Annotated in this window: 10 protein-coding genes and 1 pseudogene; 6 read left to right on the forward strand and 5 right to left on the reverse strand. The window is 65.4% G+C overall.

Annotation, left to right across the window (positions count from 1 at the left end; all coding sequences use genetic code 11):
• The first annotated feature begins 48 nt into the window (after nucleotides 1–48).
• From P9230_RS12455 to P9230_RS12475, 5 genes are read left to right on the forward strand one after another with little or no spacing between them, the layout of a single operon-like run.
• Nucleotides 49–1,443 carry an SWIM zinc finger family protein gene (locus P9230_RS12455; protein WP_278119240.1) on the forward strand — a complete coding sequence of 465 codons (1,395 nt, stop codon included), beginning with the start codon at nucleotides 49–51 and terminating at the stop codon, nucleotides 1,441–1,443.
• A complete protein-coding gene (locus P9230_RS12460; protein ID WP_278119243.1) occupies nucleotides 1,377–2,885 on the forward strand; it encodes a DUF5691 domain-containing protein in 1,509 nt (502 codons plus the stop codon). Before P9230_RS12455 ends, P9230_RS12460 begins: the two co-directional genes overlap by 67 nt.
• A gap of 19 nt (nucleotides 2,886–2,904) precedes the next feature.
• Nucleotides 2,905–3,984 (forward strand): AAA family ATPase, encoded by a 1,080-nt coding sequence (locus tag P9230_RS12465; protein ID WP_278119244.1) that lies wholly within the window; start codon nucleotides 2,905–2,907, stop codon nucleotides 3,982–3,984.
• 3 nt (nucleotides 3,985–3,987) lie between these two features.
• Entirely contained in the window at nucleotides 3,988–6,246 is a 2,259-nt protein-coding gene (locus P9230_RS12470; protein ID WP_278119246.1) for a DUF5682 family protein, read from the forward strand.
• Nucleotides 6,239–7,471 carry a VWA domain-containing protein gene (locus tag P9230_RS12475; RefSeq protein ID WP_278119248.1) on the forward strand — a complete coding sequence of 411 codons (1,233 nt, stop codon included), beginning with the start codon at nucleotides 6,239–6,241 and terminating at the stop codon, nucleotides 7,469–7,471. Before P9230_RS12470 ends, P9230_RS12475 begins: the two co-directional genes overlap by 8 nt.
• A 23-nt stretch (nucleotides 7,472–7,494) precedes the next feature.
• Here the strand turns inward: P9230_RS12475 and P9230_RS12480 are convergent, their stop codons facing one another.
• From P9230_RS12480 to mtnK, 5 genes and pseudogenes are all read right to left on the reverse strand, one after another.
• Complete coding sequence (locus tag P9230_RS12480; RefSeq protein ID WP_095781801.1) at nucleotides 7,495–8,220, reverse strand: MgtC/SapB family protein; 726 nt, start codon at nucleotides 8,218–8,220, stop codon at nucleotides 7,495–7,497.
• A 177-nt stretch (nucleotides 8,221–8,397) separates the two neighbouring features.
• Nucleotides 8,398–9,462 (reverse strand): class II fructose-bisphosphate aldolase, encoded by a 1,065-nt coding sequence (gene fba, locus P9230_RS12485; protein ID WP_278119250.1) that lies wholly within the window; start codon nucleotides 9,460–9,462, stop codon nucleotides 8,398–8,400.
• Nucleotides 9,463–9,620: 158 nt separating this feature from the next.
• A pseudogene (locus P9230_RS12490) lies at nucleotides 9,621–9,770 on the reverse strand (6,7-dimethyl-8-ribityllumazine synthase); the annotation flags it as partial.
• Nucleotides 9,771–9,777: 7 nt separating this feature from the next.
• Nucleotides 9,778–10,872, reverse strand: a complete 1,095-nt coding sequence (gene mtnA / locus P9230_RS12495) for an S-methyl-5-thioribose-1-phosphate isomerase (protein ID WP_278119252.1) — start codon at nucleotides 10,870–10,872, stop codon at nucleotides 9,778–9,780.
• Entirely contained in the window at nucleotides 10,869–12,137 is a 1,269-nt protein-coding gene (gene mtnK / locus P9230_RS12500) for an S-methyl-5-thioribose kinase (RefSeq protein ID WP_278119254.1), read from the reverse strand. Before mtnK ends, mtnA begins: the two co-directional genes overlap by 4 nt.
• 137 nt (nucleotides 12,138–12,274) lie before the next feature.
• On the opposite strand from mtnK, the gene P9230_RS12505 reads away from it, so the two are divergent.
• Complete coding sequence (locus P9230_RS12505) at nucleotides 12,275–13,786, forward strand: sugar ABC transporter ATP-binding protein (protein WP_278119255.1); 1,512 nt, start codon at nucleotides 12,275–12,277, stop codon at nucleotides 13,784–13,786.
• Nucleotides 13,787–13,851 lie beyond the last annotated feature (65 nt).

Raw genomic sequence — 13,851 nt, forward strand, 5'->3', positions numbered from 1 at the left:
GGTATCTATCGTCGCGACATCATGCTTCGGGGGTCATGAGGGAGCGGCTTGCAGCTGGATTTGAAAACAATCGAGGCGCTCGCGCCCGACCAGGCTTCGCTGGGCGCCGCCGCCAAGCTGACCAAGCGGTCCAACTGGCCCCGTCTCGAGACAAACGAACAGCTGGGCCTCATCTGGGGCGAATGCCAGGGCTCGGGAGCGAATCCCTACCGCGTCGCATTCGATGCCCGCGACCACGGCTACAAATGCACCTGTCCATCGCGAAAATTTCCGTGCAAGCACATACTGGGGCTGATGTGGATCGGCGCCACCGCGCCCGCCAGCTTCGATCGGGTCGACCAGACGCCGGAATGGGTCAATGACTGGCTCGGGCGGCGCCGCAAGCCGGGCCAGCCGCCGACGCCGGCAAGCGCGGAAAGCAAAAGCATCGACGAGGCGTTGCGGCCCGAGCAAAGCGCTGCCGTAGAAGACGCCGCGGCCGCCGAGCGCCGCGAGGCGGCGCAGCGCAAGCGCGCCGAGGACACGCGAAGTGCCGTGTCGGCAGCGCTCGACGAATTGGATCAGTGGGTTGCCGACCAGCTTCGGCTCGGCCTTGCCGGTTTTGTCGACGCCAGCAGCGAGCGCTGCCGCCGCATCGCGGCGCGGCTTGTAGACCTCAAGGCGACCGCTTTGGCCGGGCGTATCGACGAGCTGCCCGCGAAACTGATGGCGCTGCGCAGCGAAGAGCGGCCGGACGCCGCTATCCGAGAGCTGGGTAAGCTGGTGCTGCTCGCCAAGGCCTGGCGTGCCGCGCCCGACGATGCCGAGCTGAAGCGCCTGGTCTCGACATCCGAAACACGCGACCAGATCCTTGCCAATCCGGATGCCGTCAAGGTCGAGAGCGACTGGGAGGTGCTGGGTGAGAAGATCGAGGCCCGTCGCGACGGCCTGGTCAGCCACGCGACCTGGCTGCTCGATCTGAAAAGCCCAATCCCACGATTTGCCGTCCTCCTGGACTTCTTCCCGGCCTCGGCCGGGCGCCGCTCCGGCGCCTTCGCGCCGGGGGACCGCTTCAAGGCGAGGCTGGTGTTCTATCCATCCCGAATTCCGCTTCGCGCACTGGTCGCAGAACGCCTGGGCGATGCGTCGCCCGGCAATTGGCCCGATTTTGCTCCGAACGCTGCCGGCGATCCGCTGGCCGCCTATGCAGCTTTCCAGGACGGCGCGCCGTGGCTGTCCGACTGTCCGATCCTCCTGCCGGCGGGCGCGATCGCGCTGGACGAGAAGGATGGCGCCTGGTGGCAGGCGGCGAACGATTCGCATGGCATCGCCCTGCCAGTCGCCGGCTCCGTCAACCAGACCTTGCTTGGCCTCGATCTGACAGTCACGGCAGCACTGTGGAACGGCGCCAGGCTCGAGCTTCTGGCCTCACAAAGCAGCATCGGGAGGCTCAATCTCTCATGAACGAGCTCGAGCAGGCAGGGCTGGCGAGGCTTCGCGAAAACTGGATTTCGGGCGGCGCCGCTTTCGAATTGGCGCCCGCCGAATGGAAGGAGTTCGCGGCTGCCTCCAGCTCGGACGAGCAGGAACGTCGGCTCTTGGCGATCGCCGCGCAGGCGCTGGATGTCGCGCTTCGGCCGGCGGCGCCAAAAACCTTGAAACGCCGTCCGCCGCTGCCGATACTCGCGCTGCCGATGCTTCCTGATTGGCTGCGACCGTTGCTGCGTGGCGCATTGAAATACGCCGCTGATGCGAGGCTCAAGACCCGCGTGGCCACACTCGTCGCCAGCCGAGGCTTCGTGCTGCATCCGATGGATTGGATGCCTGCTGCGTCGGATCAGGAAAGCCCAGATATCTATGCTCCCTGGGTCGACTGGCAAGCAGGCGCGGATGGCGACAGGCAGTCTCGACGAGGACAACTCACCGCTGAAACCTGGGATGATTTTTATCCTGCCGCGCGCCGTACAGCTTTGGTCGAATTACGGCGCACCATGCCTGTCTTGGCGCGGACGTTGATTGAGACCAAGGGAGCGAGCGAGCCGGCGGAGGTCAGGCTTGCGCTCGTGGAGCTGATGCGCTTCGGCTTGAGTGCCGATGACATTCCATTTCTAAAGAGCCTGTCCGCCGATCGCTCAGGCAAGGTGCGCGAAACGGCCGGCCGGCTCCTGGCAAGGTTGGGTGAACGTAGCGATCCAGCGGATGGCGTGTCGAAAGATCCGATAGCCGAGCTCGCCGCTTTCATTGAGGAAGGCAAATCCGGCTTCATCCGCCGCCGCACCACCTACACGCCGATAAAACCCAAGTCGCCTGCGCAACAGTCGCGTCGCGCCGACCTGTTCGCGTCCTGTTACTTCGGCGATCTCATCGCCCAATTCGGCAAGACTGAGCCCGATTTCATTGGCGCATGGCAGTTCGGCGTCGATGAGGGTGCCGATCTCTTTCTCGTTCGAATGATCGCGGTGTCCGGCAGCGATGCGGCGGTCGCCTGTTTGGCGGATTTGCTTGTCGCCGCCGGCGGCAGGCTGGCGCTTCTCGTCCTCCAGCTCATGTCGCGCTTGGACAACGGCAGGAAGCGTGTCCTGATCAGGCAGATCCTCGATGATGGGCAAAATCTGGCCGCGCTCAACCTGGTCGAAGGCGCGCAAGCAGGGTGGCTGGAATGGAGCGACCTCGCAAGGAGCAAGACGATTCCAGCGCTGCGTTCCGCCGTCTCGGGTGACAACGACGTCATGAAACGAAGCGCCGAGCAGTATCTCGAGACCCTAGGCTTTCTGGCCAATCCGGAGGCGGCGGAAAAATTGATCGACGAGGTGATCGCCGCCGGCCTGTCGCCCGCTTCCCCATCCCTCGGCCTGCTGCGGCTCAATGCGGCGCTGGCCGGAAACCCTTCGCATTCCGACAGATGATCAACCCGGAGAAGATCGCATGAACGCAGCCATCCGCCTTCCGGCCGAGCAGGTCTATGCCTCCGAACTGCAGGCGCTCGCGCGCCACGACGACCACCAGAAGCCTGCCGGCTGGAGCCTGTCGCCCAAGGCTGTCCTCACTTACCTGATGGGCGGCAAGGCGGGCGACAGCACGCTTATCACCCCGAAATATGTCGGACGTCGGCAATTGATGGAAACCGCGGTGGCGACGCTCGCGACCGACCGGGCGCTGCTCCTGCTCGGCGTGCCGGGAACGGCAAAATCCTGGGTCTCGGAACATCTCGCCGGCGCCATCATGGGAAACTCGACGCTGATCGTGCAATGCACGGCCGGCACCGACGAGAATCAGATCCGCTACGGCTGGAACTATGCGCAGCTCTTGGCGAAGGGGCCGAGCCAGGAGGCGCTGGTGCCGACGCCGCTCTACCGCGCCATGCAGGAAGGCAAGCTCTGCCGCTTGGAAGAGCTGACGCGCATGGGCTCCGACGTGCAGGACACGCTGATCACCGTGCTGTCCGAAAAGATGATGCCGGTGCCGGAGCTGAACACCTCGATCTACGCGCAGCGCGGCTTCAACATCATCGCCACCGCGAACAATCGCGACAAGGGCGTCAACGAACTCTCCTCGGCGCTGAAGCGCCGTTTCAATGTCGTGGTGCTGCCGCTGCCGGAGGACATGGCGGAAGAGGTCTCGATCGTGTCCCGGCGCGTCGGCGAGATGGCCGGCGGACTGGACCTGCGGGTGCCGAAAAATGTCGGCGAGGAGATCGCGCGCGTGCTGACCATCTTCCGCGAGCTGCGCTCCGGCGCGACCGCCGACGGCAAGGTGACGCTGAAGACGCCGTCGGGCTCGCTCTCCACCGCCGAGGCGATCGGCACGATGATCAGCGGCCTCAGCCAGGCGGCCTGGTTCGACAGCGGCAAGCTCCACGCCGAAGGCCTGGCGCCAAGCCTGGTCGGCGCCATCGTCAAGGACCCGGTCCAGGACAAGGTCGTGCTTGAGGAATATTTGGAGACGGTGCTGAAGAAGCGGCCGGACTACGCCGGTTATTACGCGGCGCTCAACGCGGCCATCTGAGCCATGACGCAAGGCGGCATCAGCTATTTCGGCATTCGCCATCATGGGCCGGGCTCCGCCGCGAGCCTGGTTAGAGCGTTGCAGGAATTGCAGCCGGCCGCCGTGCTGATCGAGGGGCCGGTGGATGCCTCGCCCTTGCTGCCCCTGCTTGCCAGCCCGGACATGAAGCCGCCGGTGGCACTGCTTTGCTACCCCGAGGACGATCCCGCCGCGACGCGCTTCTGGCCCTTCGCCGAATTCTCTCCCGAATATCAGGCGGCGCTGTGGGCTGTCGCCAACAAGGCGGCGCTGCGTTTCATCGACTTGCCGTCCGCCGCGCGGCTTGCCGAGCACGGGCCCGAGGGTTCGACCGACGCCGATGCGGACGAACCGGAGGCCACCGAAGAGCAGAGCGAAGCAAGCTCACGGATTCTTGATCCGATCGGCACTTTGGCGCGCGCCGCCGGCTATGAGGACGGCGAAAGCTGGTGGTCCGATATCATTGAGCAGAATCCCGCACCCGGGCCGATCTTTGCTGCCATCGCCGACGCGATGACGACGCTGCGCGACGGCGAGACGTCCATTGGCAAATTCGAGGCCATGCGCGAGGCGCATATGCGGCTGGAGATCGCCGCTGCGCGCAAAGAAATCGACGGGCCGCTGGCCGTCGTCTGCGGCGCGTGGCATGTGCCCGCCCTGCAAGCTGCGCATACGCAAAAGAGCGACCAGGCACTGCTCAAGGGCATCGGCCGGCGCAAGACCACGATGACCTTCGCGCCATGGACCGGACCGCGGCTGGCGCTGGGTTATGGCTATGGCGCCGGTGTCGTCGCGCCGGGCTGGAGCAAGCACCTGTGGCAGACGCGCGGGCAGGATGACGCTTCGGTGCTGTGGCTCGCGCGGATCGCTTCGGTTCTCAGGGCCAAGGGCCATATAATTTCGACTGCCTCGCTGATCGAGGCGGAGCGTCTGGCGCGGGCGCTTGCCGCCATACGCGAGCGCCCGAAACCGGGTTTCGAGGAACTGCGTGAGGCCTCGATCGCGGCGCTCTTCAACGGCGAGGCCTTGCTGTGGAAGATGGTCGAGGCCGAGCTGCTGCTCGGCGCCGATGTCGGCGAGATTCCAGCCGACACGCCGCTCGCGCCGCTGATCGATGATTTGCAGCGCAACCAGAAGGCCGCGCGGCTCAAGCCTGAAGCACTGGAGCGCGAGCTCTCCATCGACCTGCGCAGCGAGAGCGGTCTCTTTCGGTCGACGCTTCTGCACCGGCTGAACGTGCTCGGCGTGAACTGGGGCAGGCTGACGGATGTCGGCCGCAGCCGCGGCACGTTCCGCGAGCGCTGGCTGCTGGCCTGGCAGCCGGAATACGCCGTGCGCCTGGTCGAAAACCTGATTTACGGACCGACCATCGAGAAGGCCGCCAACGGCCGGCTTGTCCAGATGATCGGCGCCGCTTCGACGCTCGATGCTCTGGCCACGCTGGTGCAAAGCGCGATCACCGCCGCCTTGAGCGAGGCGTCCGCGGCCGGCCTCGCCGCGCTCGAGGAGAAGGCGGCGCATAGCAGCGAATGCCTGGAGCTCCTTGCGTCGGTGCCCCCACTTGCCGACATCATCCGCTATGGCGAAGCGCGCAAAACCGAGACGCAGCGGCTTGCCGGCCTCTTGGAGCGGTTGGTCATCGAAGGCGCGATCGCGCTGCCTTACGCCGCGCGCGATCTCGACGCGCAGGCCGCCGCAGCGCTGATGGCGGCGCTGCGCAAGGCCGACGAGGCGATCAGGCTGATCGAACCGGACGAGCATGTTTTGGATGCCTGGCGGAACGGCCTTGCGGCCGTGCTCGATTCATCGCGCTCGACGGCGCTCGTTGCTGGCTGCGCCGCACATCTGCTCTACGAGGCCGGGCACCTCTCCGCCGAGGCAACGGCCGGTCTTTTGGCAAAGCGGCTGTCGCCCGGAACGCCGGTCATCGACGCCGCCGCCTTTTTCGAAGGCTTCTTCAGCGGCGCCGGCCAGAGGCTGATCTATGACGAAGGGCTGCGCGGCGCTGTCGATTCCTGGCTGGCATCGCTCGACGAGGACGCCTTCGTTGCGCACCTGCCTTTGCTGCGCCGCGTATTTTCCAATCTCGACAGCATGGAGCGCCGCCGCCTGATCGAGGCCGTGCTCGGCCGCAGGGCGAGCCTGCCCGCCGGACTGACGCCGGCACCCGATGGCGGCGAGGCCTGGCGACGGCATTTTGGTCTCCTCGGCAAGTTGCTTACGGGGGAGCCCAACCATGGATGATGAAACGGTCGGACCCGATCTTCATCCGATCGAAGGGACGCGGGAGCGCCGTTGGCGCCTGGCGATCGGCGCCGACGATGAGTCCTCCTCGGCGCTGTCGCATGAGGACCGGCGGCTTTCGGCAGCCCTCGATGCGCTCTACGGCGACGGCAGCGGCGACGCCGGCGATCCGCGCAAGCGGCGCGGCGGGCTTGGCCGTTCGGCGCCGCGCGTCGCGCAATGGATGGGCGATATCCGCTCTTTCTTCCCCGAGCAAGTGGTCCAGGTCGTGCAGAAGGACGCCTTCGAGCGCCTGAACCTGAAGCAGATGCTGATGGAGCCGGAATTCCTCAAGGCCATCGAGGCCGACGTCAATCTCGTTGCCGACCTGGTCTCGTTGCGCTCGGCGATGCCGGAAAAGACCAAGGATATTGCCCGCTCGATCATTTCCGACATCGTCGCCAAGCTGATGCAGCGTCTCGAGCAGAAGACCGCCGAGGCGATCCGCGGCGCGCTCGACCGTTCAAGGCGCACCTACCGGCCGCGGCAGCGCGACATCGACTGGCCGCGCACGATCGCGGCGAACCTTCGCCATTACCAGCCAGACCACAAGACCGTGGTGCCGGAAAAGCTCATCGGCTTCATGCGCCGCCAGCGTCGGCTGGTCGACCTCGACGAAGTGACGCTCTGCGTCGATCAGTCCGGCTCGATGGCAAGTTCGGTCATCTACGCCTCGATCTTCGCTGCCGTGATGGCCTCCTTGCCGGTCGTGCGCACCAAGCTGGTCTGTTTTGACACCGCGATCGTCGATCTGACCGAAGAGCTTAGCGATCCGGTCGAGGTGCTGTTCGGGGTCCAGCTTGGCGGCGGAACCGACATCAACCAGGCGGTCGCCTATTGCGCCGAGCGCATCGAGCGGCCGACCAAGGCGCATTTCGTCCTCATCACCGACCTCTACGAAGGCGGCAACGGTCAGGAACTGCTTCGTCGGCTGGCTGCGCTGGTGCGGTCGGGCGTCAATGTCGTTGTGCTCCTGGCGCTCACCGACCAGGGCCGTCCCGGCTACGACTCCTCCATGGCCGGCTCGGTCGCGGCGTTGGGCGTCCCAGTCTTCGCCTGCACGCCGGACCATTTTCCCGACATGATGGCGGCGGCGCTGCGCCGGGAGGACATCGGCGCCTGGGCGGCGGGAGCGGACATCAAGCTTATTCGCCCGGACTCGGAAACGCCAAGCGCGGCCGAATAGGTTCGCCACCCTTCTGACGCTGATCAGGGCGCTTTCTCGCTGATCAATTCAAACCGCTCGATCTCGCAGTGTTGGCCGACCAGCGCCAGCACCTCAGTTGACGGCTCGACTGCATCTGGCTGCCTCCATTTGACTTGAAAGGAAAACACGAAGCGGTCGCGGTCGGCATCGTGCTCCATGCCAACGAAGCGGGCATCGTATCCGAGCGGCCGTACGATCTCCTGGAGGTCGGGCGGGGCCGTCTTCGGCCATGCGACCGCAAGGATCGCCTTATGGTCGCGCGGGATCTTGAGATCGACCCACTTCAGGGCCTGCAGCGTCACCAGCGTCAATGCTGTAGCAATCGCGCCGAGGCCGAACTGGCCGCCGCCGAAGGCCAGCCCGATCATCGTCATGATCCACATGGTGGCGGCGGTGGTCACTCCGGTGACGAGATCGCCGCGCCTGAGGATGGCGCCGCCGCCGATGAAGCCGACGCCGGTGAGCACGCCGAGCGCAAAGCGCAGCACATCCATGCGCACGAATGAGTCCGGTCCCTTGCCGGCAACGTCGAGCAGCATGTTGGCCTGGACCATGGCGACGCACGCCGCGAGGCCGACCAGGATGGTCGTCCGCAGGCCGGCGGAATGGCCGCGCGCTTCGCGATTCAAGCCGATGAGGAAGCCCGCGACCAGCGTCAGCAACAGCCGCGCAACGAGATCCGGCCATGTCGGATGAAGCGGCATGTCGCAGCAGAGCGGCTCGAGCATTTCCCGTCGGCGACGCCGGTCGGCGCACCCTCCATTGCGTCAGGACAGTTCAACTAAGCTCGGCTATGGATGGTTCCTTGGCCAATGCCGATGACGTGAGGTTCCGCGGAACTGGTGCCGGGGGAGGGCGGGCGTGCTCCCGCGACCGGCTGGAACCCGGTCGCGGGAGGAGGTGGCTCAGCCGAACTTCGGGTCGAGGCTGCCGGCCTTGTAACGCTTGGCCATTTCCGACAACGGGATCGGCTTGATCTTCGGCGCGTTGCCGGCTGTGCCGAACTGCTCGAAGCGTTCCTTGCAGAGCTTCTTCATCGCCGCCATGGCCGGCGTCAGATATTTGCGCGGATCGAACTCGGAAGGGTTCTCGGTCAGCACCTTGCGGATCGCGCCGGTCAGCGCCATGCGGTTGTCGGTGTCGATGTTGATCTTGCGCACGCCGTGCTTGATGCCGCGCTGGATCTCTTCCACCGGCACGCCCCAGGTCGGCTTCATCTGGCCGCCATATTTGTTGATGATCTCCTGCAACTCCTCCGGCACCGATGACGAGCCGTGCATGACCAGATGCATGTTGGGCAGGCGGCGATGGATCTCCTCGATCACGTTCATCGCCAGCACCGCGCCATCCGGCTTGCGCGAGAATTTGTAGGCGCCGTGGCTGGTGCCCATGGCCACCGCCAGCGCATCGACATGGGTGTCGCGCACGAACTGCTCGGCTTGCACCGGGTCTGTAAGCAACTGATCGTGGCTGATGGCGCCTTCGACGCCATGGCCGTCCTCCTGCTCGCCGCCGCCGCTCTCCAGCGAGCCGAGCACGCCGATCTCGCCTTCCACCGAGACACCGCCCCAATGCGCCATATCGACGACGCGGCGCGTGATGCCTGAATTATAGGCGTAGTCGGCCGGCGACTTGCTGTCTTCCTTCAGCGAACCGTCCATCATCACCGAGGTGAAGCCGTACTGGATGGCGGTGACGCAGGTTGCTTCGTTGTTGCCGTGGTCGAGATGCATGCAGACCGGAATGTCGGGGTGAATCTCGACCAGCGCGTCGATCAGCTTGGCCAGCACCACATCGTTGGCGTAGGCGCGCGCCCCGCGGCTCGCCTGGAGGATGACCGGCGACTTGGTCTCCTCGGCCGCCTCCATGATGGCGAGGCCCTGTTCCATGTTGTTCATGTTGAAGGCAGGCACGCCATAGCCTTGTTCGGCGGCATGGTCGAGCAATTGTCTCAGTGTGATGCGAGCCAACGAATAGTCTCCCGTATCTGGTTCGAGCCCGTGTTTGAAAGGGCCGCCCGGGCGGGCGGCCCCGTTGCTTCTGGCCGGATTTCTAACCTACCGCAACCTTTTGAAGCCCTTTCGGCCGCAATTCTTGTTGCAGGGCTGAAATCCGGCCCGAGTCGAGCCTAAGCGGCGATCCGCTCGCGCGCGGCAAGGATTTCGACGCAGGCCTTCGCCGCTTCCTTGCCCTTCACCAAAAAATGCTCGTGGAAGAAGCGGCGGTGCTCGGCGCTCTCATGATAGTTGTGCGGCGTGAGCACTGCCGAGAGCACCGGGCGAAGATTAGCTGCGCTCGGGAAACATCGCCTTCAGCGCCTCGCGCGAAGCCTTCGCCACGCCGCGCTCGGTGATCAGCCCTGTCACCAGCCGAGCCGGCGTCACGTCGAAGGCGGGGTTTGCCGCCGGCGTTGCGTCGGGCGAGACGCGCACCTGCGCGACCTTGCCGTCGGCCGTTCTACCCCACACCAGCGAAACCTCGTCACTCGCGCGCTCCTCGATCGGGATTTCCGCAAGCCCGTCGGCGACCGTCCAGTCGATGGTGGGCGAGGGGAGCGCGACATAGAAAGGGACGTCGTTGTCGGCGGCGGCTAAAGCCTTGAGATAGGTGCCGATCTTGTTGCAGACGTCGCCATTGGCCGTCGTGCGGTCAGTGCCGACGATCACCATGTCGATGTCGCCATGCTGCATCAGATGCCCGCCGGCGTTATCGACGATCAGCGTGTGCGGCACGCCGTGGCCGGCCATTTCCCAGGCGGTCAGCTGGGCGCCCTGGTTGCGCGGCCTGGTCTCGTCGACATAGACGTGGACCGGAATGCCGGCTTCCGTCGCCAGATAGATTGGCGCCGTGGCGGTGCCGTAGTCGACCGTCGCCAGCCAACCGGCATTGCAATGGGTGAGAATGTTGACCGCCTCGCCAGGCTTCTTTTTCGCCGCGATCTCCTTGATGATGGCAAGCCCGTTCTCGCCGATGGCGCGATTGAGCCCGACATCCTCGTCTGCGATCTCGGCGGCGCGCCGGTAGGCGGCCTCGGCGCGCTCTCCCGGCGCCAGCGGCTTCAGAAAACGCCGCATCTCGTCCAGCGCCCAGCGCAGGTTGATCGCCGTCGGTCGCGTTTTGTGCAGCGTCTCCCACGCCGCGTCGAGCGCTTCGTCCGAGGGATCGTCGGTCATCTGGATGGCGACGCCGTAGGCGGCGGTGACGCCGATCAGCGGCGCGCCGCGCACCCACATGTCGCGAATCGCGGTGGCGATGCCGGGAAGGGTTCCGATCGTCTCGACGCGAAACTCATGCGGCAGCCAGCGCTGGTCGATGATCTCGACCGAGCGTTTGTCGCCGCTGAGCCAAATTGTACGATAGTGGCGTTCGCCGACGTTCAAAGGCTCTTCTCCTGTGCGACCAGCGCGGCCAATGCGTTGACCTCGTCGATGCTGTGGATCTGACGCCGGTTCACGGCGATGTGGCGGCCGAAGCGCAGCGCCTTTGCTTCACATTTGGCGCGAAGGTCTGCGTCGGCAATGGTCTCGAAATCGGCATTGTGGGCGAGACCGAGGATACGTCGGTGCACCTCGATGCCGGCGAAGCCGAGCAGGTCGGTCCAGATGCCGGAAAGCATGTGGTCGAGCGCCTGTTCGGAACCGAGCAGGTCGCCCTGATCCTCGAACAGGCTCTTCTGGTAGAGGATGCCGGTGCGCTCGGTTCGCCACAAATGCGAAAACTCGGCGCGGAACACCGCCCAGCTCTCGGCCGTGACCTTAAGCAGGTAGGCGCGCATCGAATCCCGGCTACCTTTCTGCTCATGGCCCCGCTGCGAGAAGAAGGCCATCCAGAAATTGGCGAGCAGCATGCCGACGTCGAAGGCGATCGGGCCGTAGAAGGCGAATTCCGGATCGATCATCCGGGTCTCGGTGTCGGTCACCATGATCGAACCGGAATGCAGGTCGCCATGCAGCAGTGTTTCGGCATTGGCGGCGAATAGGTGCTTCAGCCGCTGCGCCTCGACCTTGAGGTCGCGGTCGGCGCGCAATTCAGCCACCAGGCGGTCGAGCTGCGGGCTGGTGTGCCGGTTCATCTCGGCGTCGAAATAGGGATCGGAGAACACCAGGTTCTCGGTGATGTCGCAGAGCTCGACATTGTCGGCGAACAGCGCGAGATCGGCCTTGCGCTCTTTTGTCGGCATTGAGAGGTCCGAGCCGCGGAACAGCGTGCGGGCCATGAACAGGCCGATGTCGCGCGCAATGTTCGGCAGCTCGCGGCCGTCGATCAGCGCGCGACGCAGGATAATGTAGGGCGGCGCCAGATACTCCATGACAATAAGCGCCTGGTCCTCGTCGAAATAATAGATCGCCGGCACCGAGCCTGGCGCTCGGCGCTGTTGCCTCGTCAGCGCGTGATACTCGAAGAAAGCGCGCTTCAAAGGCAGCGGCCAGCTGTCGCCGACCAGGCGCACATAGGGCAGCGCCTGCTTGACCACCGCCGCGCCCTGGTCGCCCTCGACGATGAAAACGAGGTTCAGATTGCCGTCGCCGACCTCGCGTACTTTCCAGTGGCCGGCGTCCTTGCCAATGCGCTCGGTAAGCGCCGTGGTCTCGCCGAGCCGCTGCGGCAGCGTCTCCACCGACAATGCTTCGAACTTCCCGGTCATCCTCTCCCTCCTGCGCGTGGTGTCCCACGATAACGGAGCCACGGCGGCCGGGCCAAGCTAGGGAGCGCTCTGGCAATTGTCAATCGTGTTGACAATTGCCGAGTGAGCCCATAGCGTCATGGATCAGGGAGGAACGAATGGGCGCAGATGCCGTGTTCCGTGTGGACGGCCTGAGGAAATCCTTCGGCCAGAACGAGGTGCTTGGCGGCATCGCGCTGGATCTCTATGCGGGCGAGGTCACCGTGCTGATGGGCGCCAACGGCGCCGGCAAATCCACCCTGGTCAAGATCGTCAGCGGCGTCTACGCGCGCGGCGGCGGCACGATGCGGCTCGCCGGCCAGGCCTTCGATCCCGGCTCGCCGGCAGAAGCGATCCGCGCCGGCGTCGTCACCGTTCATCAGAACATCAATGACGGCGTTGTCGCCGATCTCGACGTCGCCACCAACCTGACCCTCGACCGGCTGAGCGGCAAGGGTGCATCGCTGCTGTTCAAGCCCGCCAATGTCCGCGTCGAAGCCAGGGCCGTAGCCGACCGCATGGGGCTTACGCTCGATCTTAAGGCACGAGTCGCGGACCTCTCGCTCGCCGATCGTCAGATGGTCGCAATTGCCCGCGCCATGGCGCACCAGCCGAAAGTGCTGATCCTCGACGAGCCGACCTCCTCGCTGTCGAGCGTCGAGGCCGACCGGCTGTTTGCGCTGATCGACAGGCTGCGCGGGCAGGGTGTCGCGATCCTCTATATCTCGCATCGCATGTCCGACATCAGGCGCTTGGCAGACCGCATCGTCTCGATGCGTGACGGCGTCGTCTCCGGCGTGTTCGACCGAAAGCCCCTCGACTATGAGGGCGCGGTCAACGCCATGCTCGGCCGCAAGATCCTGCTCGACCGCGTCATTGCCAGAAGCTCGGCGCGCGCGGTCTTCACCGCCCAAGGCCTGCAGCTGGCGCCCGGCGCCAGACCGATTTCGATGACGCTCGGCGCCGGGGAGGTGGTGGCGATCACCGGCCTGGTCGGCGTCGGCAAGACGGCGCTCGCCGAAACTTTGTTCGGCGTGCGCAGGCCGCTCGCCGGCACCATGCATATGGACGGCAAGCCCTACGCACCGGGATCCGCGCGCGAGGCGATCGCTGCCGGTGCCTTCCTTGTGGCCAAGGACCGCGCGATGAGCGGCATCGTCGGCGGCTTCAACATCGAACGCAACATCAGCCTGCCGTTTCTCAAGCGCATGTCCGGCTTCGGTGTCATGAAGAAGCGGGCAGAAGGGGCTGCCGCACGCCGCCAGATCGACGAGCTCGGCATCGTATGCCGCTCCGAGAAGGACGAGCTTTCCGCGCTTTCGGGCGGCAACCAGCAGAAGGTGATGGTGGCGCGCTGGATGTCGCAGGCCTCGCGCCTGTTCATCCTCGACGAGCCGTTCCAGGGCGTCGATATCTCGGCTCGGCGCGACATCGCAACCAAGCTCAGGGCGAGCGCCGACGGCCGCGCCACACTGCTCTTCGTCACCGAGATCGACGAGGCCCTGGAGACTGCCGACCGCATCCTGGTGATGTCGGAGCACGCGATCGTCGGCGAGCACAGGAACGATGACATCGATCTCGATCGGCTGCTGGCTGAGGTGGCCGGCGGGCCGCTCACCAGCGCGGCGTGAGATCGTATGGATGACGAGACTTGGAGTGCAGGCATGAGTTCCAGTTTGGCGGAGAGGGCAGCAGC

The sequence above is a fragment of the Mesorhizobium sp. WSM4887 genome (assembly GCF_029625865.1).
Taxonomy (GTDB): domain Bacteria; phylum Pseudomonadota; class Alphaproteobacteria; order Rhizobiales; family Rhizobiaceae; genus Mesorhizobium.

Excerpts from the sequence above, each read along its gene's own strand:
- P9230_RS12465 (WP_278119244.1), top strand. The coding sequence starts at position 2,905 with ATGAACGCAGCCATCCGCCTTCCGGCCGAGCAGGTCTATGCCTCCGAA.
- P9230_RS12470 (WP_278119246.1), top strand. The coding sequence starts at position 3,988 with ATGACGCAAGGCGGCATCAGCTATTTCGGCATTCGCCATCATGGGCCG.
- P9230_RS12475 (WP_278119248.1), top strand. The coding sequence starts at position 6,239 with ATGGATGATGAAACGGTCGGACCCGATCTTCATCCGATCGAAGGGACG.
- P9230_RS12480 (WP_095781801.1), bottom strand. The coding sequence starts at position 8,220 with ATGCTCGAGCCGCTCTGCTGCGACATGCCGCTTCATCCGACATGGCCG.
- mtnK (WP_278119254.1), bottom strand. The coding sequence starts at position 12,137 with ATGACCGGGAAGTTCGAAGCATTGTCGGTGGAGACGCTGCCGCAGCGG.
- P9230_RS12505 (WP_278119255.1), top strand. The coding sequence starts at position 12,275 with ATGGGCGCAGATGCCGTGTTCCGTGTGGACGGCCTGAGGAAATCCTTC.